Origin of the sequence: Paenarthrobacter sp. NCHU4564, from assembly GCF_052156435.1 — a bacterium.
Lineage (GTDB): Bacteria > Actinomycetota > Actinomycetes > Actinomycetales > Micrococcaceae > Arthrobacter.
In genome coordinates this window covers 122,032-144,236 of record NZ_JBQLIS010000010.1, presented here as the reverse complement: position 1 = coordinate 144,236, position 22,205 = coordinate 122,032, and the positions used below count along the sequence as shown (strand labels likewise).

Annotated in this window: 24 protein-coding genes; 8 read left to right on the top strand and 16 right to left on the bottom strand. The window is 61.7% G+C overall.

Annotated elements, in window-relative coordinates; all coding sequences use genetic code 11:
• Positions 1-6 precede the first annotated feature (6 nt).
• Genes ACSVIE_RS12360 through ACSVIE_RS12350 form a run of 3 tightly spaced genes read left to right on the top strand, consistent with a single transcriptional unit; the run spans position 7 to position 2,778 of the window.
• Positions 7-987, top strand: a complete 981-nt coding sequence (locus ACSVIE_RS12360) for a PmoA family protein (RefSeq protein ID WP_442424029.1) — start codon at positions 7-9, stop codon at positions 985-987.
• Positions 987-1,733 (top strand): cupin domain-containing protein, encoded by a 747-nt coding sequence (locus tag ACSVIE_RS12355; protein ID WP_442424028.1) that lies wholly within the window; start codon positions 987-989, stop codon positions 1,731-1,733. The genes ACSVIE_RS12360 and ACSVIE_RS12355 overlap by 1 nt, the downstream gene beginning before the upstream one ends.
• 22 nt (positions 1,734-1,755) lie before the next feature.
• Entirely contained in the window at positions 1,756-2,778 is a 1,023-nt protein-coding gene (locus ACSVIE_RS12350) for a LacI family DNA-binding transcriptional regulator (protein ID WP_442424027.1), read from the top strand.
• Positions 2,779-2,843: 65 nt separating this feature from the next.
• Here the strand turns inward: ACSVIE_RS12350 and ACSVIE_RS12345 are convergent, their stop codons facing one another.
• Positions 2,844-3,284, bottom strand: coding sequence for a hypothetical protein (locus ACSVIE_RS12345; protein ID WP_426006326.1), 441 nt, complete (start codon positions 3,282-3,284; stop codon positions 2,844-2,846).
• 259 nt (positions 3,285-3,543) lie between these two features.
• Here ACSVIE_RS12345 and ACSVIE_RS12340 point away from each other — a divergent pair, with 259 nt between their 5' ends.
• Positions 3,544-4,281 carry an ANTAR domain-containing protein gene (locus ACSVIE_RS12340; RefSeq protein ID WP_426006328.1) on the top strand — a complete coding sequence of 246 codons (738 nt, stop codon included), beginning with the start codon at positions 3,544-3,546 and terminating at the stop codon, positions 4,279-4,281.
• Between the two features lie 92 nt (positions 4,282-4,373).
• Here ACSVIE_RS12340 and ACSVIE_RS12335 read toward each other — a convergent pair whose 3' ends face one another.
• Positions 4,374-4,979: a hypothetical protein gene (locus ACSVIE_RS12335; protein ID WP_442424026.1), complete on the bottom strand. Its 606-nt coding sequence runs from the start codon at positions 4,977-4,979 to the stop codon at positions 4,374-4,376.
• Positions 4,980-5,476: 497 nt separating this feature from the next.
• On the opposite strand from ACSVIE_RS12335, the gene ACSVIE_RS12330 reads away from it, so the two are divergent.
• Positions 5,477-6,238, top strand: coding sequence for a hypothetical protein (locus tag ACSVIE_RS12330; protein WP_442424025.1), 762 nt, complete (start codon positions 5,477-5,479; stop codon positions 6,236-6,238).
• A gap of 96 nt (positions 6,239-6,334) precedes the next feature.
• On the opposite strand, the gene ACSVIE_RS12325 is transcribed toward ACSVIE_RS12330, so the two are convergent.
• From ACSVIE_RS12325 to phnD, 5 genes are read right to left on the bottom strand one after another with little or no spacing between them, the layout of a single operon-like run.
• A complete protein-coding gene (locus tag ACSVIE_RS12325) occupies positions 6,335-6,946 on the bottom strand; it encodes a TetR/AcrR family transcriptional regulator (protein ID WP_442424024.1) in 612 nt (203 codons plus the stop codon).
• Positions 6,939-7,706: a tyrosine-protein phosphatase gene (locus ACSVIE_RS12320; RefSeq protein ID WP_442424023.1), complete on the bottom strand. Its 768-nt coding sequence runs from the start codon at positions 7,704-7,706 to the stop codon at positions 6,939-6,941. Before ACSVIE_RS12320 ends, ACSVIE_RS12325 begins: the two co-directional genes overlap by 8 nt.
• 10 nt (positions 7,707-7,716) lie before the next feature.
• Positions 7,717-8,565 carry a phosphonate ABC transporter, permease protein PhnE gene (gene phnE, locus ACSVIE_RS12315; protein ID WP_442424022.1) on the bottom strand — a complete coding sequence of 283 codons (849 nt, stop codon included), beginning with the start codon at positions 8,563-8,565 and terminating at the stop codon, positions 7,717-7,719.
• Complete coding sequence (gene phnC, locus ACSVIE_RS12310; RefSeq protein WP_442424021.1) at positions 8,534-9,343, bottom strand: phosphonate ABC transporter ATP-binding protein; 810 nt, start codon at positions 9,341-9,343, stop codon at positions 8,534-8,536. The genes phnE and phnC overlap by 32 nt, the downstream gene beginning before the upstream one ends.
• Positions 9,340-10,239: a phosphate/phosphite/phosphonate ABC transporter substrate-binding protein gene (gene phnD / locus ACSVIE_RS12305; RefSeq protein ID WP_442424020.1), complete on the bottom strand. Its 900-nt coding sequence runs from the start codon at positions 10,237-10,239 to the stop codon at positions 9,340-9,342. The genes phnC and phnD overlap by 4 nt, the downstream gene beginning before the upstream one ends.
• Positions 10,240-10,409: 170 nt before the next feature.
• Between phnD and ACSVIE_RS12300 the strand changes: the two genes are divergently transcribed.
• Both ACSVIE_RS12300 and ACSVIE_RS12295 read left to right on the top strand, forming a co-directional pair.
• Positions 10,410-11,774, top strand: coding sequence for an MFS transporter (locus ACSVIE_RS12300; RefSeq protein ID WP_442424019.1), 1,365 nt, complete (start codon positions 10,410-10,412; stop codon positions 11,772-11,774).
• 64 nt (positions 11,775-11,838) lie between these two features.
• Positions 11,839-12,555, top strand: a complete 717-nt coding sequence (locus tag ACSVIE_RS12295) for a hypothetical protein (protein WP_426006331.1) — start codon at positions 11,839-11,841, stop codon at positions 12,553-12,555.
• A gap of 17 nt (positions 12,556-12,572) precedes the next feature.
• Here the strand turns inward: ACSVIE_RS12295 and ACSVIE_RS12290 are convergent, their stop codons facing one another.
• The 3 genes from ACSVIE_RS12290 to ACSVIE_RS12280 form a co-directional block, all read right to left on the bottom strand.
• Positions 12,573-12,809: a hypothetical protein gene (locus ACSVIE_RS12290; protein WP_442424018.1), complete on the bottom strand. Its 237-nt coding sequence runs from the start codon at positions 12,807-12,809 to the stop codon at positions 12,573-12,575.
• 82 nt (positions 12,810-12,891) lie between these two features.
• Positions 12,892-13,641: a DUF1648 domain-containing protein gene (locus tag ACSVIE_RS12285; protein ID WP_442424017.1), complete on the bottom strand. Its 750-nt coding sequence runs from the start codon at positions 13,639-13,641 to the stop codon at positions 12,892-12,894.
• Between the two features lie 106 nt (positions 13,642-13,747).
• Complete coding sequence (locus ACSVIE_RS12280) at positions 13,748-14,935, bottom strand: TerC family protein (RefSeq protein ID WP_442424016.1); 1,188 nt, start codon at positions 14,933-14,935, stop codon at positions 13,748-13,750.
• Positions 14,936-15,288: 353 nt separating this feature from the next.
• Between ACSVIE_RS12280 and ACSVIE_RS12275 the strand changes: the two genes are divergently transcribed.
• Positions 15,289-16,614 carry an NYN domain-containing protein gene (locus tag ACSVIE_RS12275; RefSeq protein ID WP_442424015.1) on the top strand — a complete coding sequence of 442 codons (1,326 nt, stop codon included), beginning with the start codon at positions 15,289-15,291 and terminating at the stop codon, positions 16,612-16,614.
• Between the two features lie 28 nt (positions 16,615-16,642).
• On the opposite strand, the gene ACSVIE_RS12270 is transcribed toward ACSVIE_RS12275, so the two are convergent.
• The 6 genes from ACSVIE_RS12270 to ACSVIE_RS12245 all read right to left on the bottom strand — a co-directional run bounded on the left by ACSVIE_RS12270 (position 16,643) and on the right by ACSVIE_RS12245 (position 22,187).
• Complete coding sequence (locus tag ACSVIE_RS12270; protein WP_442424014.1) at positions 16,643-17,815, bottom strand: serine hydrolase domain-containing protein; 1,173 nt, start codon at positions 17,813-17,815, stop codon at positions 16,643-16,645.
• A gap of 388 nt (positions 17,816-18,203) precedes the next feature.
• Complete coding sequence (locus ACSVIE_RS12265; RefSeq protein ID WP_442424013.1) at positions 18,204-18,899, bottom strand: hypothetical protein; 696 nt, start codon at positions 18,897-18,899, stop codon at positions 18,204-18,206.
• Between the two features lie 341 nt (positions 18,900-19,240).
• Positions 19,241-19,609: a hypothetical protein gene (locus tag ACSVIE_RS12260; protein WP_442424012.1), complete on the bottom strand. Its 369-nt coding sequence runs from the start codon at positions 19,607-19,609 to the stop codon at positions 19,241-19,243.
• Positions 19,606-20,772 carry an ATP/GTP-binding protein gene (locus ACSVIE_RS12255; protein ID WP_442424011.1) on the bottom strand — a complete coding sequence of 389 codons (1,167 nt, stop codon included), beginning with the start codon at positions 20,770-20,772 and terminating at the stop codon, positions 19,606-19,608. The genes ACSVIE_RS12260 and ACSVIE_RS12255 overlap by 4 nt, the downstream gene beginning before the upstream one ends.
• A gap of 68 nt (positions 20,773-20,840) precedes the next feature.
• Positions 20,841-21,407 (bottom strand): hypothetical protein, encoded by a 567-nt coding sequence (locus tag ACSVIE_RS12250; protein WP_442424010.1) that lies wholly within the window; start codon positions 21,405-21,407, stop codon positions 20,841-20,843.
• 90 nt (positions 21,408-21,497) lie between these two features.
• Positions 21,498-22,187 carry a DUF6308 family protein gene (locus ACSVIE_RS12245; RefSeq protein WP_442424009.1) on the bottom strand — a complete coding sequence of 230 codons (690 nt, stop codon included), beginning with the start codon at positions 22,185-22,187 and terminating at the stop codon, positions 21,498-21,500.
• Positions 22,188-22,205: the final 18 nt, after the last annotated feature.

Sequence of the window (22,205 nt, the reverse complement as noted above, 5' to 3'; positions counted from 1 at the left end):
CTTCCCATGACAACTGCAGCCCAGACCGACCCGACAACTACCATCGGCTACTTCGATGACGGACGTTCGTTGACCTTCGGTTTCGACGGACGGCATCTCGCCACGTATGTCTACCGGCCCGCGGACGACCAGTACGAAAGCCCCCGGCCCTTCTTCCATCCGCTCACCACCCTGGGGGGAGACGAAGTCACCATTTACCGACCGTGGGACCACGTTTGGCACAAAGGCTTGTCGTGGGCACTTCCCAACGTGGGCGAGCACAACTTCTGGGGCGGCGCCACCTACACCCGCAGCACCGGCTACGCGAACCTGGACAACAACGGTGCCATGAACCACGAAGCGTTCGCCCGCATCCAGGAAACGCCGCAAGGGATCACCGCCACTGAATCCCTGGTGTGGACGGCACAGCCTGCGGAACCCGGCACATCCTTCGAACCCGCTCCGCCCGGAAAGCCCCTCATTTCAGAACAACGGAGCTTCGCCATCCAGCTCCTGCCCTCAGGCGAGGAATGGGTGCTGCTCTTCGACACCACCATGGAGAATGTTTCCGGTACTGAAATCACCATCGGCAGCCCCACCACCGAAGGCCGCGACAACGCAGGTTACGGCGGGCTGTTCTGGCGCGGTCCCCGTTCCTTCACGGGCGGCGAATTCCGCTCGGAGACAGGCTCCGGAGCGGACGAATTCATGGGTACCCGGTCACCGTGGATCGCATTCACAGGCCAGCACGACGACACCTGCCGGAAGTCCTCCATCCTCTTCGTCGAGGACCAAGCCAACCCCGGCGCCTCCAACCAATGGTTCGCACGCTCGTCCATGTTCGCCTGCCTCGGCTCGGCGCCGTTCTTCAGCGAAGAAGTCCCGCTCAAGGTGGGCGAGCCGCTCAGGTACAGGTACGCCGTCGTGATTGCGGACGGCAGCGTGGACGCCGACTCGGCTGCGGCGCTCGCCGAAGCCGGGCGGGTTGCTTTGGAGGCGTGGGCCTAGTGTGCAGCACCTTTCCGGGCGCCACCGCAGTTTCCGAGGTGAGCATCTATGACTGGCCGGGAGCCGACGGAGCCGCGGGAGGATCGCCGCACCTCCACACCGCATCAACGGAGGCTTACGTGGTGCAGCAGGGGAACGGCCGCTTGGAGACGCTGGACTCACGGGGGTTCACCTCCACGCCGTTGGAACCCGGAGCGGTGGTGTGGTTTACGCCCGGGACGGTTCACCGCGCCATCAACGACTCCGGTGACCTGCGCGTCCTGGTGGTCATGCAGAACGCCGGCCTGCCCGAAAACGGCGATGCTGTCATGACATTTCCGCCTGAGTATCTGATGGACTCCGACGCTTACGCCCGCGCGGCGCAGCTTCCGTCACAGAACGCCGACGGCGGTGACGTCACCGCTGAGGCGGCCGCGCGCCGTCGTCGTGATCTGGCGTTGGAAGGGTATTTCGACCTCAAAGCCGCCGTGCTGGAGGCCGGAGTCGCGGAGCTCGCCGACTTCCATGCCGCGGCCGCGCGGCTGGTGCGTGGGCGAACGGACGCTTGGCGTGGATACCTGGCTGGCGGTGCGTCGAGGCAGGCAGGCGCCACTGCCGAGCAGTTGGCAGCCTTGGACGCAGCGGAAACTTTCTACATGCAGGAGGCGAGGACTACGATGGGCGAACGGAAAACCCGCAGAATTTACGGCATGTGCGGTCGGATTCAGGCATGGGAACTTTCCGAAACTGTTGTTGCCGGGAGGTGATTCCCCGGCTGAAAGGGGCTTCATGGCAACCAAGCAGGACGCGGGACGGGCAACCATCGGCGAGATTGCGCGCGAGGCCGGGGTGTCCGTGCCCACGGTGTCCAAGGTCCTCAACGGCCATGCCCATGTAGCGGCAGCAACGCGTGCCAAAGTGGAAGACATTATTGCCAAGCGCGACTACGCCCGGCGGCCGGCCAAGCGCAGGAAACGGGCCGGGCTGATCGACCTGGTCTTCCCGGGCATGGGGTCCGAGTGGGCCTGCGAGATCATCGAGGGCGTGGAGCGCGTTGCCCAGGAAGCCGGCTACGGCACCGTGGTGAGCAGCCTGTCCCTGGATGGCTCGCGCATCCGGCCCTGGTTGGCGAACCTTGCAGAGCGGAAGTCCGACGGCGTGCTGCTGGCGGTTTATGAACTGGACCCCAAGCAGATCCAGCGCATCAAGTCGCTGGGCATCCCCGTTATCCTGATCGATCCCGTGGGGCAGCCCGGTCCGGAGTTGATGACCGTGGGGGCGGCCAACTGGGATGGAGCCTTTTCAGCCACGGAGCATTTGCTCAAGCAGGGACACACGCGCATCGGCATGATCGGCGGACGTGAGGACCTGCAGTGCAGTGGTGCCCGCGAGGACGGGTATTTGGCTGCGCTTCGTCGGGCCCGGGTGGATGTGGATTCGAGCCTGATGGTGCCCGGTGACTTCTCCATCGAGTCGGGGGAGAAGGGGACCCGCGCCCTCCTGGCGCTGAAGAACAGGCCCACCGCGATCTTCACCGGCAACGACGCCCAGGCCCTGGGTGCCTATCGGGCCGCGCGCTCGGCCGGCCTGCGGATCCCGGAGGACCTGTCCATCATCGGCTTCGACGACATCCCCGCCGCGGAGTGGATCGAGCCCGGACTGACCACCATCCGCCAGCCCGTGGTCCAGATGGCTGAGACGGCCATGCGTGCGCTGCTCCGGCATTTGGAGGGGGATGAAGAGCTACCGAAGCGGATCGAACTTGGCACGGAATTGGTGGAGCGGGGGTCCACGGCGGCGGTGCCTTCTTAGGGTCCGTCGCGCTTCAGGTCCGTCGCGGCCCCCGCTCAGCCGATATCCAGCCTCGCCCGGGAGTGCTACCCGCGGCCCATGCTGGTGGAGGGGTCTTCGCCGCCCTCTGAGGGGTCCGCGCGCAAGGCGTCCGGGTCGCCGTCGGGAAGGCCTGCCGGGCCGGGGACGTCACCGGAAGCTGCCGGCACGTTCGCATCCCCTTCTCGGTCCTGGTTCACGTCGCTGTCGGTGTGCACGCCGCCGTCGCCCGCGAAGGTGTCTCCGGTATCCGTGCCGCCGGTGGAAGGTCCTGCCGATGCGGCGTGGCCGGATGTCCGCCGGGCCTGTTCCTCCGGGGTGTCGGAGTCGTTGGCGTTGGACCCTTCGCTGAGGGAGGAATGGACGTGGATATCGTCCTCTTTCTCGTTCGGTTCCGGCACCCGTCCCTTGTTCACCGGGTCGGAGGTTCCTGCCAGATCTTCCATTGCGTTTTCGGCTGCATTGCGGATGCTGTCTCCTACGCCCATCAGATGTCTCCTTTCCGAGAACCGGTCCGCGTGTCGGACCCGCCTGTTAAAGTAAGCCTACTTACTTTCTGTCCGGAGTGACACCCTCGGTGAGTTGACAGATCGCAGCGTGTGAGGTTCATGAAACCGCAGGTCGTGCCGCACTTTGTACCGGTGAACGTTGGGCGATAAGGTGTTTTCAGACCGTTTTGCAGAGGGCGGCAAATTCGCTCCTTTGCTGTCTGCTGGGGACGCTTTTCAGTCAGTAGGAACGTCACACATGGTCAACCCCCGCCCTGAGCAGGAAGCTCTCCAGAACGGATATTTTCTGGATCTCGTCCTGGGCAGCGAAGACGTCGAGGCCTTTCTCAGCGACCTCGCCCAGTTCTCCGCAGAGAGCCTCTCCAACCCCAAGTCTCCCGTCTACTGTGGCATCACCGTCCAGCGCCGGAAGAAGTCGGCCACGGCAGCCAGCAGTGACGATCGGGCCCGGGTGCTGGATGAACTCCAGAACACCCTCGATGGCCCGTGCCTCACCGCCATGGATGAGCTATCGTCCATGATGGTGCCGGACCTCCTCCGCGAAGACCGCTGGCCTGAGTACGTGGAGGCAGCCGCCGACCAGGGGCTGCGGTCGGTCCTCACGGTCCCCCTGATGGTGGAGGGCGACACCCGTGCCGCGCTGAACCTCTACTCAGAGCGGCCCAACGCGTTCAGCCCCACGGACGTGGAACGTGCAGAGGTCTTTGCCTCGCACGCTTCCAAGTCCCTGCGCCTCGCCCTCAAGATCGCCCAGCTCAGCGACGCCAAGAACGACCTCACAGCTGCCATGCAGTCCCGCACGGTCATTGACCTGGCAGTGGGGGCCATCATGGCGCAGAACCATTGCAGCCAGGAGGAAGCGTTCACCATCCTCCGGACCGCCTCCAGCAACCGCAACATCAAGCTGCGCCACCTGGCCCAGTCGATCATTGCGGCTGTGTCCTCCGGGAAAGTGACCACGCACTTCGAGGAGTAGGCGGTTCCCGATACAGGGATGATAGGCCGGTAAAATGAAACAAGAGCGCCCCGGCAATTTGCCGGGGCGCTCTTGTTTGTTTCCTGTCGGAATTATTTGCTGGCACTGGAGCCAGAGCAAGAAGCCCGGGCGCCCGTGCCCGAACCTGTGTTCTTGGATACGCTAACGCCATCTATAAGAATTTCACACGAGACGGAAGCCTCGGCGGTGTAGTCGCCACTCACCGAGAGCGTTGTGAAGTCATAGCCCGTGGTCACAAGTTCCTTTTTCCATTCCGCGGTGATGTCCTCGTTTGAAGAGCCGGACCCATTCCAGTAGGTCACCTGTGCCGGCCCGGTCGTGGTCACGACGTATTCGACCTTGTGTTCCTCATTCAAGGATTCGCTGACACTGTTGGCTGCGGCGGCAACGATGGCAGTTACGATGATCGCAACAATCACGGCTATCGCACCCAAAATGAGCCCAGTGATTGACGTTCCCTTCTTGGTGAACTTTCGAGTCAGGCCGATGATGCCAAAGATGATGGCCAAGGGCCCCAGGATGAAGGCAACGAAGCCCAGAATCGGGATGATGGAAAAAACGGCAGCAACAATGCCCAGAACGAGTGCAGTGACACCAAAACCGTTGGCTTTCAATTGCTGGGTGTAGTTGTGGTCTGCAGGACCAGGGGCAATGGGAGGGGAATACGGTTCGCTCATGTTTTACCTCTTGCTGATGCGATGCGAGTCATGTAGCCGTTTTCTGGCGTTCAAGAGGAAAAGTCAAGCTCGTTTCCCCCATAAACAACGGCGATCTCAGTGTAAGCAAAGATTCGTGCCAAGAGCAGGCTTATCCGCATCAGTTATCAAAATGTTGAGTTCCCGGAGCCGGAGTGATAGTGAGCACTCAATAGTCCTCGGAGTAGTTACCTGGTGAAACTTTGGGGACTTGCGGTTAAAGGCCGATATGCTCTTGGCAGGGCCTGAATGGGGGGCTCTGATAGTCAGGTTAAAGGGGCAAATTGAAGATCTACAACTCACCCGAGAATTGGCCAACTCCACCTCCGGGCTGGCAGCCCCACGATGGATGGCACCCCGATCCAGCATGGGGTCCGGCGCCCCCCGGCCATCAGTTTTGGATTGATGTTCCAAGTAGGGTTCATGGGTCTTCCGAACACGGCAGAGCTTTGGTAGTCACAGCAATTGTGCTGGCGGCCGTGGCACTTGTGATCTGCTGGATCCCGATTCTCAATATTTTGGCCCTGCTCATGGGCTTGGCGGCCCCTGTTCTTGGCGTGATCGCCCTGGGTAACGGAAAACGCCTTGAACAGTCGTTGAAGAGTCTTGCTATTGCTGCCGTCGTGATTGGAGGGGGTGCCTTTATTGGGTCAATTGTCACCTTCTCCTCCTACGGCTCAAGCCCCAGCGACAGCGCGAAGGCAAATGAACCCGGGGGCTCAGCATCTCTAAGCCCTGCGCCTTCCCCCTCTGGCTCCGTATCTGCGAGCCCCACCCCGAGCGTGACTCCCACACCATCCGTCTCTGCTGGGTCTGCATCTCATCCTCATCCAATCGGGACTGTCGCGCTCCTTGGCAGGGAGTACAGAGCCGCAGTTACCGGGGTGAAGCTGAATGCCAATGCCGATGTCTTGGCGAATAACAGGTATAACGACCCTCCGGAAGGGCAGTACGTTCTTGTGGATATAGCGGTCACATATGTGGGGGCGAGGGAGGGCACCCCCTGGCTTGACCTGTCGCCAACCTTTGTGGGATCTGATGCCCGCCAATATGACGGCAACGACTGCGGTGCCTCCCTCACAAACGGCGAGATGGATGTACCTACTTTGGAAGCTGGGGGTTCTGCAACCTATCAGGTGTGCATGGATGTACCGCCTGGAGCTATTGAAGGTGGAAAAATCTTTCTAGAGAACGACTGGTCTTTTCGGGATCAGCGGCGAACCTACTGGGCACTCCAGTAGGTAGCTAATCCTGCTGGATCATATGAGGCCACATGCAGCGGAACCCTGGCAACTTGGTAGAACCGCACAGTGCTCTAGCGATGGTCCAGCAGAAACCTAGCTCCGTCGCAGCGCACCCTCCCACACGAGCTTCACGGCGTTGCGCAAGCGTTCGCGGGTAGCCTCAGGGGACGGTTCGGGACCACGCACCACCATCTGGTAGTAGTACACGCCGTTGATGAGGTCGATCATGGCCTCCACGTCAACGTCCGGGGACAGTTCGCCGGATTGGATGCCGCGCCGGATCTCTTCGGCAACAGGCTCGCGGCGGCGGGACACGTGCCGGTCCCAGGACAAGGCGCGGAGCTGGTCGTATTCCAGGCCCATGGCAACGCGCTTCTTCACCAGGGCGCCTACCCGGCTGTCCACCTCCAGCGATGCTTCCTCGTAGGACGCCAGGATGGTGTCCAGGCTGGTATCTCCGCGCTTCAAGCCCACAGCGGTCCGGACACTGTCCAGGGCCGCGGCCAGGAGTTCCTCGCGGCTGCTCCACCTCCGGTACAGGGCGGCGCGGCTGACCCCGGATCGCTCCGTGATGGCCGAGATGGTGACGTCCCGGGTGTCCCTTTCCAGAAGCAGCTCGACGGTGGCGGACAGGACAGTCGACTCCAGGGACGTATCCCGCGGCCGGCCCGGACGGCGCTCGGCGACAGCGACCGTATCAGTCACCGGCCACCACCAATCGTTCCCGAAGCCGATCGATTACGGCATCGGACAGGCCCGCACGGAGCACCGGCTCCAGCACGCTTCCATGCCGCGCGACCAGCACCTGCTGCATGGCTTCCATGGATTCTGCGTGTGCCCCCATCATGGCTCCCATGCCCGCGACGGCAGCTTCATCCAGTGCGCGTTCGGGCATGAGACCGCCCATGATGGCCCGGAGCCGAGGGAACAGCTGCGGCAGCCGGGTGGCCGTAACGGCGTAGTCGGCCGAGATCGTTTCGGCGTCCGCGCCCAGGGCGGAAAGCACGACGGCGGCGAATACTCCCGTACGATCCTTGCCGGCTGCGCAGTGGAAGACGGTGGCGCCGTCGGCCATGGCCACGAGCGTCAGCCCCACAACCAGCTGCTTGGCCTGGGACTCCACGAGATTGGCGTACCACGTGCCCACCTGGGACGGTGTGGTGTTGGCCGACATGAGCTCGGCACTGACGTCCTCCGGGGTGGAGACGGAGGCCGTGAGGGCAAGGTGGTGGTAGTTCACGCCGGGCACGGTCAGCGGTCCGCGTCCGGTCAGCAGCGCCTCCTCAGGGGAGCGGAGGTCGATCACTGAGGTCACGCCGTCGTCGATCATTTGCCGGGCGAAATCGGCGGGCATCACGGAGACGTCGTCGCTGCGCAGCAGCACGCCGGGGCGGGTCACACCGCCGGCCACCGGCAGTCCGCCGAGGTCGCGCAGGTTGACAGGGGCAAGGTCAAGGGTTTTCACAGTGGAGTTCCTAGCTGAGTTTGGCGCGGATGAAGGCGCTGACGCGGTCGATGATGGTGACCAGGACGACGATGCTGATGATGATGGCGCACAGGTGTCCATAGTCGTACATGCGCATGGCGGTGGTGAGTTCCAGGCCGATGCCTCCGGCGCCCACAAGCCCCAGGATGGTGGCGCCGCGGACGTTTCCTTCGAAAAGCAGCAGTGTGTAACTGACCAGCAGGGGAGCGGCCTGGGGGAGCACCGCGTAGCTGATGATCTGGCGCTTGTTGGCGCCCACCGCGGTCAGTGCCTCCACCGGACCGGGCTGTACGGACTCCATGGCCTCGGCGTACACCTTACCGATGGAACCCACCGATCCGAGGACAATCGCGAGGATGCCCGCGAACGGCCCCAGTCCCACAGCAGAGACAAACATCAGGGCGAAGATGAGCTCGGGGATGGACCTCAGCACGTTCAGGACCGCCCGGCATGACGTGTACACCCAGCGCGGGGCGATGTTGCTGGCCGCACCGAAGCTCAGCAGCAGCGAAGCCAGCGCCCCAAGGACCGTACCGATCAGCGCCATCTGGAGCGTCTCCACCAGGAGCTTGATGATGACATCGAACTTGTCGAACGTGGGCGGGAACAGCCGGCCCAGGAAGTTGCCCATGTTGGGCACGCCGGTGAGCAGCTTGTCCGGGTTGAACCCGGCGCCCATGCCTGCCCACACAAGCACGACGGCGACGACCACCCACAGCGTGGCGCCGCGGGCTGTAGGGAGGCTGAACGGGCGGGAGAGACAGAGGCGGTCGGCCTCGGGAAGGGTGGTGTTGATGGACTTGGCCTCAGTTTTCGAGGAGCTCAGTGTCTGTTCCATAAATCTGGTGCACCTCCTTTTCGGTGATGTGGGTAGCGGGGCCGGCGAAGACGAGTTCACCCGAGTGGAGGCCGATCACGCGGTCGGCATAACGGCGGGCAAGACCCACCACGTGCAGGCTGACCACTACCGGAATCTGCCCTTCGCGGGCGATGTCGCGCAGGAGGCCCAGGATGTTTCCTGCCAGGCGGGGGTCGAGTGAAGCCACTGGCTCGTCGGCCAGGATGAGGCGGGGTTGCTGCATCAGCGCCCGGGCGATGGCCACGCGCTGCTGCTCACCGCCGCTGAGGCTCCGGCACGGTTGCTTGGCCTTGTGCGCCAGGCCCACCCGGTCCAGCAGTTCCAGTGCGCGTTCCCGCTGTTCCCTGGTGAATGTGCCCAGGATGTTGAGGGGACCGGCCGAGTGCAGGCCACCGGTCAATACATTGGTCAGGGCGCTCAACCGCGGTACCAGGTTGAAGTGCTGGAAGACATACCCGACGTCGGACCGCAGCTCCCGAAGGCCGCTCGCCGGGAGTCCGGCTACTGCTCGACCGGCCACCTCCAGGGTGTCCGCGGTGAAGGGCGCGATTCCCGTGAGGGTTTTCATGAAGGTGGACTTTCCCGAGCCGGAGTGACCCAGCAGGGCCACCACTTCGCCCGGGTACACGTCCAAGTCGACGCTGGAGAGCGCCACCTGCTCTCCGTATTGGACCCGCAACTTCCGCGCACGGATGGTGGGCGTCGCGCCCAAGCCGGGTGCCGGCGTCGTGGTTTCCACCAGGGCAGCGACGCTCATCGGAGGTCCTCGAGGTCCACGCCGATGGACTCGGCGACGTCAACCAGCGGAGCGTAGGTGCTGAACTCCGGGTCCTTGACCGGTTCACCGGAAAGTCCAAGGGTTTTGGCGATGGCCGCGTTGCCTGCCATCAGTTCGGGGAGCTTGGCTTTGAGGGCTTCACGGGCTTCGTTGTCCAGGTCCTTGCGGACTACCACGGAGATGCCCACGGGAATGGGGTCGGACTTGGCGATGATGCTGACCTGGTCCTCCTTGATGACGCCCTTCTCCACGAAGGTGGGGTACAGCTGGCGGGCCGTGCAGGCGACGTCCACGTTTCCGTTGGCCATGGCCAGGACGGCGGAGTCGTGGGAACCGGCGAAGGTGCTCTTGTAATCGGTGCCGTCCACCAGTCCGGCCTTGGCGAACACGGACTTGGGCATGAAGTAGCCGGTGGTGGAGCCCGGGTCGATGAAGGCAACCTGTTTGCCCTTCACATCGGCAGGCGACTGGATGCCGCTGTCCTTGCGGGCCAGGCAGAAGCTGGCCGGCTCCGTGCTCGCGCCCCACACCAGGAGGGGGTCGACGCTCTCGGTCTTGTAGGCCAGTGCCGCGGAGAACTGGCTGAGGATGGCTACGTCCACGGAGCCGTTGCGGACTGCTTCCACCACGCCGAGGTAGTCGGCCGGCTGCAGGTTGGTGACTTCGCGGCCGGAGGCCTCGCCCACCATGGCGGCGAGGTCGGTGAAGATGGCCTGTTCTTTGGGGTCGTCGGTGCCCGGGGGAGTGGCGAAGACAAGCTCGTTCTTGTCCTGGCTGCCGGCCGCGTTGGCGTCGCCGGAGCAGCCTGCCAGTGCGCCGGTGAGGGCCACGAGGCCGAGGAGTGAAGTGGGGATGATGCCTGCACGTGCGTGCATGGTGGTGCCTTCCGTCATGGGTTGGGGGTGACAGGAATTACGAAACCACCGGTATCTGAATCCGAATTACGAGACTCCCGTCCTCCAAATTGCCGGAAGGTTAAGAGTTGGGGCGGGTCGTGGTGGCTCGCGTTCGTGACCCGAGGCAACCATGGAGCAGACTTGGGTAGGTGAGCAACACATCCCGCCCCGGCCTGGCCATCGCTGCCCTCAGCATCGGCACCGCGCTGAATCCACTGAATTCGTCCATGATTGCCGTGGCTTTGGTGGTGCTGCGGGAGGACTTCTCGCTCGACGTCGCCACGGTTACGTGGGTCATTACGGCCTTCTACCTTGCGTCCGCCGCCGGGCAGCCGTTGATGGGGAGGCTCGCCGACCGCTTCGGCCCGCGCCGGTTGTTCACTTTCGGTATGGCGCTCGTGGCGGTGACATGTGCGGTCGCGCCATTCCTGGACAACTTTGCGCTGGTCTGCGTGGCCCGGGCCCTCATGGCGGTGGGAACCGCGACGGCGTACCCGTCCGCCGTCGTCATGGTCACCGAACTGAGCCGGCTGGCCAAGGTTCCGTCCACGCGGCCGCTGGGCCGGATCCAGATGGCCAACACATCTGCGGCCGCTGTCGGCCCTGTGGTGGGCGGGTTGCTGGTGAGCTTGTTCGACTGGCAGGCGTTGTTCGTCATCAATGTGCCGCTGGCGCTGCTCGCCCTGCTGATCGTGCAGCGGACCGCACCCGCCGACGTCGGACGGGAGACCGGCTCACTGGGCACCCTCATCCGCGATTCGGACATCCCCGGCATCCTCGCCTTTGTGGTGTCACTGATGCTCGCCATGATGGCGCTGCTCAACGTGCTGCCGGGGTATCGCTGGTACCTGTTGGGCGCCGCATTGGTGGTCGGTGCTCTTTTCGCGTGGCGGGAGCTCCGCTTCAAGCCGCCGTTCCTGGACCTCCGCCTGCTGGGCCGCAACCGGCCGCTGCTGCTGGTGTACCTGGTGTTTGTGGTGTTTAGCGGTGTCTACTATTTTGCGTTCTTCGGCCTTCCGCAGTTGCTCCAGGAAGCAGGGAATTACGACGCCGGTCTGGTAGGCCTGCTCATGCTGCCCCTTGCATCCATGTCGGTTTTGGTGACGCCGCTGACGGTTCGCCTGATTGAGCGGTTCGGCGTGCGGTCCGTCCTCATCACCGGGGTGCTGGTGCTGGCTGGTGCTTCGGCGGCGCTGGGGTTGCTGACACTCTCGCTGTGGCCTCCGCTGGTGCTGGTGCTCACTGCAGTCATGGGTGTTCCGTACGGGGCGGTGAGCACGGCGTCGAACCAGGGCTTGTATGTCTCCGCCCGTCCCGAGGAACGGGGTGTGGCCGCCGGTATTTTCCAGACCTGCCGGTACTTGGGAGCCATCACGGCCACCGTGCTGATCGGGGTGTTCTATGGGCCCGGGGTGAACCAGGCCAACTGGGGTCTCATGGTGCTGGTTATGCTGGGTTTGAGTGCGTTGGTGATTGTCTTGTCCGTTCTCTGGCGCAAGCCTGCGGAGGCGTAGAAACCTCGCTGGGAGTTTCCTCGAAAAACGCGTCACGATTCCTGAGGTCAGGCACTGTATCGGTATGAGTAACCCTCTTCACATCTCCGGCGGCGGCAGCGGTAATCCCGTGCTCTTGCGCGACCGGTGGCAGGAACACAGCAAGCAAGCTGGTTGGCGGTACCCCGGCGACTGGCTTGTCCCCGAAGTTGACGGCGTGATCCGGGCCTGTCAGGCGGCACGCGCGCTCCCCGAAGCCGCACGCCTTTTGGGTGCGGCCCGGGCGTACCATGGCGTTGGCGTCAAGGAAACCATGGTGGACATGAGCGCCTTCTTCAGCGCTGCCGAGCTGCCCGTCTGTGAAGAAACCATGCGCGACCTCGTGGAAGGGTGGACCTTCGAAAGCGAACGCATCCAGCCGATTGCCTGCGTAGACCCCAGGACCGGCCTGCCCACGCTGGCGCACTTTGAACAGTTGCTCTTGGACCTGTCCCTGTATGGGCTGACCCAGCAGGGCGGCGCGGAGTTGGCGACGCTTGCCCTGGAGTGGGACTCGTACCCTCTCGGCTGGGACGTGCTCGCCGACATTGGCCAGATCCTGAAAACGGAGCTGACACCCGTGCGGGGGAAAGCAACCCTCCACGAGTCACGGATCTACATTCTCCTGGACGGGAGCGCGGCAGGCCGTGCCGCCGTGGAACGCTGTGTGCGGCGCGTTGATGCGATCCGGGGAAAGGGCCGCGGGAAGACCGTGATGAGCGTGGCCGCGTTGCCAGGGCACCACGGCAGCCTGCTGGGATAGCTCCGGGCGCGGACGTACTAGTCCGGCAGGATCCGCACGCACGTCTCCCGGAGCCGCTCCACGATCCGCCGCGGCGTATTCCCGTGGAACCCGAGCCACAGCAGGTTCCCATCCGGGGCGACGCTTTCCACTGTGCCTTGGTCAATCAGCTCGCCGTGATCGTAAACCTCTACGTTCCTGCCCTTGATCTTGGTCCAGTCACTGGCCAGCACCCACCCCACCGATGGGTCCGCGGTTTCTTGTGTTCCGGTCATGAGTCATCCCTCTATCTGCCTGGGTCTTGTCAGATGAGTGGGGTGAGGGTGGGGATCGTGACGCGGGGTTTTGGGTCTGGCCCTAAAGCGCGGCGACGACGCCGAGAATGACGGGAAGGACCACAAAAAGGCCCAGGAAAACGGCGACAGCGACGCGTCCTCTGGTGTTGCCCACGTTCACCGTCAAGCCAACCCCTGTTCCGGCGCGTTTGGCGACCAGTAGATGTGGGTCGTTTGGATCGTTGTAAAGGACGCCCGCGATCCACAGCTTTTCTTCCTGCTCCTCTGCTGCTGTGGGATGAATTCCGTGAGCCGAGGCCGTCCGCCGGGCCCAACGTGCAGCCGCCGCATAGGAAACCGGAATCACCACAAGGAACAGCCCGGTGACTACAGCCGCAGGCCACCAGGGAACATGGTCCGGAGTCGTCCACCCGGCAACGGAAAGAAATCCGATGATGGCGGCGATCAGAACGGAGGTGCCGCCCAGAACCGCCACAGTGCCGCGGATCGTTCCTTCTCTGCGATATCGCTCCCACACGCTGGCGTCGTCGTCCACGTGGACCATCTTTGGCACCAAGGCCGTGACCAGAGACAGGAGGACGCAAAGACCCGCGCCCATCATCAACGCAGAGAACACAGCCTCGAAGGATTTCGGGGCCCAGGCATCGGGGCGTCCGCTTGGTCCCCAATGGGTGGCGACAGTATCGGGGAGCGACTCAAAGGTCAGGGCTCCAAAGACAAAGCAGAACGCCATGATCACGAGCGCTATGAGGTGCGGCAGCCAGAAGCGGCCGCGGCGGTGATTGATTTGAGCCCCCACATCAGCAGTCACGATCGTCAGCCTAGCCCGGCAGCATGCCCATTGAGAACTTCCAGAAAGAAGGGCGGCGTCCTGTCCACTGGGAACAGGACGCCGCCCGCCTTTTCCGGGGAGGTGACTACCGCCGCAGGAACTCCTCGTGCTGGCGGTGGGCCTCCGCCACCTGCTCGCGGATCAGGTCCACGTCCTTGGCCTTGTTCCGGTACTTCAGAGGCATCTGGACGATCTGTGCTTCTTCGGCTGTCAGGGCACGGTAGATGCGCTCGCGTTCTGCGGCATCGGCCGTGTAGTCCAGGTCGAGGTAGTTGACGGCGTGCCGGCGTGCGTTGTTGATGGCGGTCTGGGCCTTGCCGGCGGGGCTGAGCAGGGACAGCACCACGGTGATGATCAGGGTTCCGCAGATCACGCTGAGTGAGAGTCCGGTGGAGATCTCGATGACGTTGACGTGCTCGCCACCGTTGACGAACGGCAGGTTGTTCTCGTGCAGGGCGTGGAGGATGAGCTTGACGCCGATGAACGCCAGGATCGCGGCCAGGCCGTAGGAGAGGTAGATGAGGCGGTCCAGCAGGCCGTCGATCAGGAAGTACAGCTGGCGCAGGCCCATGAGCGAAAACGCCGTTGCAGTGAACACGATGAATACGTTCTGCGTGAGGCCGAAGATCGCCGGGATGGAGTCGAGGGCGAACAGGATGTCCGTGCCACCGATAGCCACCATCACCAGGAGCATGGGAGTCAGGGCACGCTTGCCGTTGACCACGGTGAAGAGCTTGTCGCCGTCGTACTTATCCGTAGTGTGGAAGAGCCTTTTGGCGAGCCGGATCATGAAGTTGTTCGCTTGATCGTCACCATGGCCGTCGGGCTTGAGCAGGTTGCCTGCCGTGAGCAGCAGAATCAGGCCGAAGATGTAGAACACCCACGCGAACGAGTTGATCAGCGCAGCACCCAGGAAGATGAAGCCGGTCCGGGCAATCAGGGAGAACACGATGCCGAACAGCAGCACCTTCTGCTGGTCTTCACGCGGCACCCGGAAGCTCGCCATGATGATCAGGAACACGAAGAGGTTGTCCACGGACAGGGCCTTCTCCGTGATGTAGCCGGCGAAGTACTCCGAGCCCATCTGGGCCCCGCCGAAAACCAGCACCAGGATGCCGAACACCACGGCCAACCCCACGTAGATGGAGGACCAAATGGCGGCTTCCTTCAGCGACGGAACGTGCGCCTTGCGGATGTGGAAGAAGTAGTCGAAGGCCAGCAGCCCAAGAATAACGACGATGGTGATACCCCAAATAAGGGGGGAGACGGTCATGTGATCCTGCTTTCGTGAGGCCGGGGCGTGTTACTCACCGAGGGTCAAAACTCTTTCCACCAACTTACCGGGTTGGGTGGCCCGCTGTCGGATCGGAGCCCGGTCGGGCCGGGATAATGGCCTGAACAAACAACCCCATCACTGCAACTGCAGCCCCGCGCTGACGCCCACTACTCCCGCGACGACCACATGCTCAAGCCGCCAATCCTCCCGACTATGCGTCCCCAGAACGCGGACGACAGCGAAATTGCCCCCACGATACTGGTCACTGTTGTCCAGAGAGCTCCGACACGGGGGTTCAAGTTGCCGCCCAATAATGGGCACCACCCAGCAGCGCACCTCCAAGGCCTGCTATGAAAGTCAGCGACGCCATTCCGTCGTTGCTGACCACGGAGCAAAGTGGACCGCATACTGGATCAATGACCGCATCTTCACAGGGTTCCGCCAACCAGGGAGGCAGGGTTCGTGCTGCAATATTCGTTGATTTCGACAACGTCTATATCGGTCTCAAAGCGTTGGATCCCGGTGCTGCGGAGCGTTTCGCCACGGATCCAGGGCAATGGCTTGATGCCATCACTGAGGCCGATGAATCAGGTGGGAAAAACGTCCGGTTCCTTATTCGCAACTGCTATCTCAATCCGACTGTTTATGCCAAATATCGGACATTCTGGACCCGCGCGGGCTTTAGGGTCATTGACTGCCCATCCCTGACGCAACAAGGCAAGAGCAGCACCGACATCAACTTGGTCCTGGATGCGGTGGATGTGCTCGCCGGGGTCGCCCACATCGAGGAGTTCTTCATCGCTTCGGATGATGCTGACTTCACTTCCCTGGTCCAACGGTTCCGGGCGGCTGACCGCCGGACGACTGTAATCGTAGCGGGTCCCGTCGCGGCGGCCTACCGGCAAATGGCTGACACGATCATCCAGTCGCACGACTTCCTAGCTCTCCTGAGCGGGGCTGACAACTCCGCAATCGCTGTCGCCCAGAATCGCTTGCCGGCAAAGAAAGCAAGCACGGCTGCCAAGAAATCCCCGGCGATTTCCACTGCCGCTGCTGTCGTCCGTGACTACGTCACTACCGCAGCGGGACCGATCAAGGCTGCCGTGGTGGCGCAGCGTGCGCTGACGGCCGACTCGTCGTTGTCCACTGACTGGGACGGACACGGCAAGTTTGGTGCGTGGATAACCCGTGTAGACGACCGAATTGAATTCGCACCTGTTCCAGCCCCGGGATGGGTGTGGGATTCGGAGCGCTTCTCCCAGACGGATTTGCCCTCGGAAACAGAATCTACGGAAGCATTCGAGAAACAAATTGCTCGGGTCACGGACATTCCAGCGTTGTCGTCGGCCCAGTACAGGCAAGTCTTGGTCTCCCTCGCCGCTAAGTTGAACGAGACCACGGTTCGCAGCGAGCTGGCGAAATTGGTTCGCGATGAATGTCTGGCAGCGGATGTTCCGGTGGCGCGATCCTCAGTTAATTACGTGATCCAGGGTTTAACCTATGCCAAGGGTGCGCTGAGTGCTGAACTGACTGAAACGCAGCTGGCAGAGGCGTGGACCGGGCACGTCGAAGGCATGTGCCGTGTGGCCGGACTCCAACTGGATAAGGGTGAAGTCGCGAAACTCCGGGCGTGGACCAGCGGTGGTCTGCTGAAGAAAGCCCGACAAGCTGGGTAGCAGCGAGAGACTTATAGGCCCAGCTCTGTCAGCCACACATCTGGTCGAGGGCTCTCTGGGCAGCCAATTCCAACTGGGATCGATATTGGTCAGTACGCCGGTTCGTAACCGGGTCCGGATTTTGTGCCGACATGGTAGGCAGGGCCATCCCGAGCGTGACTTGGCGGCTGCCGTCATCGCTCGCGAGCGCCACTGTCAGGTAGCCGTAGATCGAGCCGGGGTGACCATACCGGTAGGTCGAAGAACCGCACGCGTCCGGGAACCGGACTATCCCCAGGCCATAGTCTCCAGACAGTTCGGTTTTCATACGTTCGAGCGACGCTGAAGAGAGCAACTTGCCGGTCAGCAGGCCACGGTAGAAATCGTTGACGTCCTCGGTTGTAGACACCACGCCGCCCGCTGGTGACCCAACAACTACTTCTGGTTGGGTCACCTCGATCTGCTCTGTGTCGACCGTGATGTAGGCTCTCAAGTTGTCCGGGACATTCCGGTCAGGCTCGCCCAGGCTTGTCTGTTCCAGTCCCAGCGGCTGGAAGATTTTCTCATCCAGAACCTCCCCGAGAGGCCGGGCACGAAGCTTCTCGACCAGTTGGCCCAGCGCGATGTAGTTGCTGTTGGAGTACGCGAAGAGGCCCACGCTCCTCAAGTCCCAAGGCTCGGTGGCGGCCAGTTCGAGTGCCCGCTGCATGCTGACTCTGGTGCGCACCACGTCCCGGTGTGACGCTCCGCGTTCCAAAGCCGCCACAAAATCGGGCATTCCCGAAGTATGGTTCAGTAACTGGCGCACAGTAATGTCCGACGGCGGCCTCAGCGTTTGCTGAAAGCTAATCAGAAGGCCGTTGACCGGGTCATCGAGGCCTATGGAACCTTCGTCAACAAGCTGCAGCACGGCAACGGCGACGATCGACTTGGTCACGCTGCCTATGGAGAAGCGGTCGCCTGGCTGTGCCGGCTCACCCTCGTTAGGGTCCCTCCGCCCGAAGGCCTTGGACCACTCACCGCCCGGCCACCGTGCCTGCACGACGACGGCGCTAACGCCACTCTGGATGAACCCTTTGAGCGTGGTTTCCAGCGAGTCGGTCGGTGCACTGGACGCAACCGCGGTGGGCGCAGGTGCGGAAAGGTCTCCTGTGCAGCCCGTGAGCAGGAGCGCGAGGATGAGGGGAACCACCCGAGCCGGTGTCTTCGACCAATGGCCCATAGCGTTGTTGTACGCCTAGGGCGGGGGAAATACCAGTGGGCTTCGGATTGTGCGTCTATCTCGAGAAGATCCGGCTCCTTTACGTAGTGACTTAGTTGGCGCTGGCCAGCAAATGATCGATTAGCGCGATCAGGCCAGGCCAGCCATTGCCCATGCCCTCGAGGGCATGACGGCCCATCGGCGTGTCCAGCTTGGGTGGTGTCGGATTCTTCGGTGGTCGTAGCGGGGATCATGCCGGTGGGGTTGGGGAGGCGTGTCGGTGAGGAGTGTGGGACCACGCTGGTGGCGGGTCCCACACCCCTTCGAAGTCGACGGATGTGACTTGACTTCCGTGAGGCTCAGGCCCCTTTTTGCGGAGGCGCCCTGAACGCTGGATTCCCTGTAGCAATCAGCTCCGGGCAGCGGCTGCCGCCTGGAGTCGGTCAAAGTCGGTGGGGTAGGTACTCGTGAGATGGGCTGATCCGCCGAAAGCACTTGGATGCTTGATGAAGCACACGAGCCTGCGTTGCCCGCCGATGTGGAGTTCGAAGATGTTCTGCTGAGGATCCGGAAGACCATTCGCGCCTTGCTTTCCGAACAGCGGCTTGTCCTCAAGGGCCGATGGATAGGCAGCACGAAGCGCACTTGCGGCCTTTCCGCCTACGACGACAACGAGCTTGGCCGGAGTCGCTTCCAGGATCCGTCCCATGTGCTTGGTGGAACAGAGCGCAGCGGCTTCGTGGACGCCTTGCTCGTTTCCTGATTTGCAATGCACAACCTCGGTCATAACCGCGCCCTCGAACCAAGGAACGTCGCTACCCAGGAGGGCATTCGTTTGCTTTTCAATCCAGCCCCAGTAGCGCTCCTTTGATCCCCAAACCGGTCCACCGGCCAACTGCGCCTCATCTACTTTGCGATGCCGTCTGTCGCTGACCCAGACGTGCTCCGGGCTGAAGCGGTTGATCATGAAGTTGGCGATCTCGGCGTCAGGCCATTCCGTGGTGGGGTATTTCTCTGCGAATCTTTTCGCAGGCAGTTTCGCTGTAGGGTCTCCTGCGCTGATGGCAGGGTTTGAGGACAGGAAGACGACGCGAGCCTGTGCCAAATTTCCTGCCCAGGCTTCGGGCACCTGAAAGGGGCCAGGATGCCGATCCTGGGACCTGACGATCTTGTGGCAGGGGTGCTTTTCACCGAAGTGTGGATCGTTTGCCGCAGCCACTTCATTGCATCTGGCAACGCTCAGAGCAAGCTCTTCAAGATAGACAGGCATATTTCCCCATTCGATTTCGGTTGACCTTGTTGTTCCGCATGCTAGGTCTCCGCACGGACAATTTAGGCTGGGCAGCCGTGGTACCGGCCCACACATATGTTGCTGGGCCCGTTCGACGACCCAAACCACTTTTCCGGCGAGAGTTATGGCGACGCGTCGCTCGTGTTCGCGAGCGATTAGCGCTTAGGTTTTGGCTGGTCCCAGTCGCGTGCAAAATCTTCCTTAACCTCAGGCCAGACCAATTGAAAAGCTTCTTCTGCCGAAATGACTTCACGAGGAAGTGGCTTGAACAAGACGAACTCGTGGGGGATCACGCGACCGGCTGCGTCACGGCGTCCCTCAGGATCTGGGACTCGGATAGCGATCGTATCGGCGTTGGTTTGGAAGGTCTCTGGAGCATCCATCTCGCCTTGGAACGCCTTCTCATACAGTTCCAACGGATTTGGTTGACCCGCAGTGCGGAGGAATCGAAAGCCCCATGTTTTACCGCGAGTAGCCCAGATGAAGGCCAGCTCTGTGGCTTGGTTGCTGCTTCCCGATTTCATACGCGACCTCGGAGCAGGACCTTCTCCTCGTCGCCACGGTCCAGTTCCATTTGGAATCCAGTCAAGGTTTCCGCGAGGAAGTCGTGTTTTTCCTTAGCCCGGATGTGGAGGTCTTCGAGCTTGCCACCGGCAAGGTCGTAGGCAGGTTGTGAGAGAACCGGACTTAGTAGTGCCGCGGCTGCGGCGACGGGAGCCGGCAGGCGGGACATAAGAGCGTTTAGTTTAGGACCGCCAAGCCCATCAACCAGCGGCAATACCGCGTTGACAAGGTGCTTGGCTGCACCGGTTCCCTTCGTCATGACCCGTGCCCATGGCAAGAAGCGTGACAGGGGAAGCATGGCGGCAATGGGAAGGATCAAGTCCAGCCCCACGCGCTTGGTTACTTCAATCTTTTCTGGCTCAAATTTTGCTGAAGAGAGCAGAACGAAATCCTCACCGACAGACAATGCTTCAGGTGCCTCGACGAATGTACTTACCACTTCTTGAAGCTTGTTCACTTCCCTTCCCACCTTTTCTACGAGGAGGTCACGGAAGCCGGCCACATCCATACAGGGCAGCAGATCTGCCTTGGACAGAGCCAAGAGCCAGATCCGGGGAAAGCGGGCAAGAGGCTGGTTATCCTGCAGCACGTCATCACGCAGTTTCAGCAGCTGGGTACTGATATTGGTCAGGAGCGACTTTAGGTAGCGCTCTTCCTCGCCCTCGTGGTCAAGGAGCTTTTGCCCGTCCACGAGTACCATGGCTACGTCGGAGCTCAAAAGCGCCTGAAACGTGCTGACGCGGCGCTCCTCCTCTTCGGGCCCGCTGGGTTCGTCTTCAAACCACTCCCCAGGATAGTCGTGCCACACCAGCCGAAGCTCCTCGGCAACGACTTTCCTGGTCTTTGCGGAGACGCCGGGTTTGCGTTTGATGGTGAATGAGTAAGAAGTCGACGAAAAGTGGGTGCCAATCGGGAGTATGGCTGACTTCTTCATCCCGAGGTAATTTTGATGCAGCCTACGACCTTGAGTGCTATCAGCAGCAAGGATGTCGAACCGCTCTGTTCCGGCGAGTTCCTGTTCCAGGGCCAGTCCGTAGAAGGAGGACAGGAGCACAGTCTTTCCACTGCCGCTCTCACCGAAGACGGCGATATGTTGCTCGCGAGCAACCTTGCTCTGTTTCATATTCAACCTAGGGGAGTTAGTGGGATGAAGATTCATGGTTCGAATCGAGGTAGTGCTGAAGCTCCCGCTCAATGGATAGCGGTCTCGGGGGAACCAGCCTGAACTTGAAGCTTGAGCCTCTCAACGTCGGCCTTCAGCTGGTCCACGGTTATGCGGTACCTTTCCACGGCTGCCGCCCTGCGCTTAGCCAGGACAACGTTGACGATGGCGGCCATGATTCCTAGGGGAAAAGACACCAGCAGAGCCCATCCGGCGCTAGCAAAGAAGTCCAGAGCTACTGGGAGTGCATCCTTGAAAGCAAGAAAATCATTGACCCCGTTGACCATGGAGCTGAGTGCTGAATCCAAAGGACCCATGAACTGCCCAACCAGTGGTGTCTCGGCAAGGGAAGGTGCACTCAACCGTGCGGCTTCGGGTGACCACCGGGGATCAGAATAATGGTTCAGGACGTACAGGCCGGCCCCTCCGCTGAGAGTTGCAAATACCAGCGAGCCAGCCAGTGCGGTGGAGTGAAAGCGTGCGGGTCGAGCGATTGTTGCGGCCACCATGAATGCGGCAGTGACAGCCCAGATGAGGGCATAAAAATACTCACGGCCCACGCCGCTAAGAAGATCCAAATCTTTTCCATTCCCCATTGTGAAAGTGAAGGTGTCCTGTGTTGAGCCTAAAGGGTTGCCACTGAAGCCAATCCAAGTTTTCGTGTTTGTGTCAAAAATTTCATCAAGCTAATCATCGGAAAAGGAATCATCGGCTGGCTCCATGCCCAATTCTTTGCCATGCATCCAAAGGACCACGTCCATGGTTCGGAGGTCGCTGATGGCCTGATCGATTCCTGACTCTTCCTTGATCGCTCGGAGCCGGGCGGGTAGACCTGAGCCATCGGTTAGGACTGAATGCCATGTCTTCCATTGGCCTTTGGCCTTTGGATGGCCCATGAGCGGACCCACCACTGAATCGAATATCGGGATGAGCCGAGGGCGTTTTCTGGCCATGATCTTGCTGGCCGTAGTGGGTCCGATGCCACAACGGTAGCTTTCGCTCCCACGCAACAGGCGCCAAAGATCATTAGCTGGGCTGTTCGGACCAAGCAGAGCTGCGTACTCCTCGGAGGAAACTGACGCCAGATCGAGATCCGTTGGAATCTGCTCCAGAAGCCCCTGCACCTTTAGGGCGGACGTTTCAAGAAGGCCGATGGCCGCCGTGGCAGGGACCTGAACGGATAGGAATGACACAGCAAGAACGTCGTCGGCAGTGAGAGAATTTGCAACGTCGGCTCGGTCACCGCCGTCTGCCCAGTCGTCGAAACGGCTTCCCGTTTGCGGGAGATCATGACGGTAGAGCTTCGTGTAGTACTTCTTGACGAGTGCCGCAGCCTCGCCAGTGTGATCTGCCTTGAGAATGTCCGGAAGCGTCATCGTGTGTCCTCTCGTGAG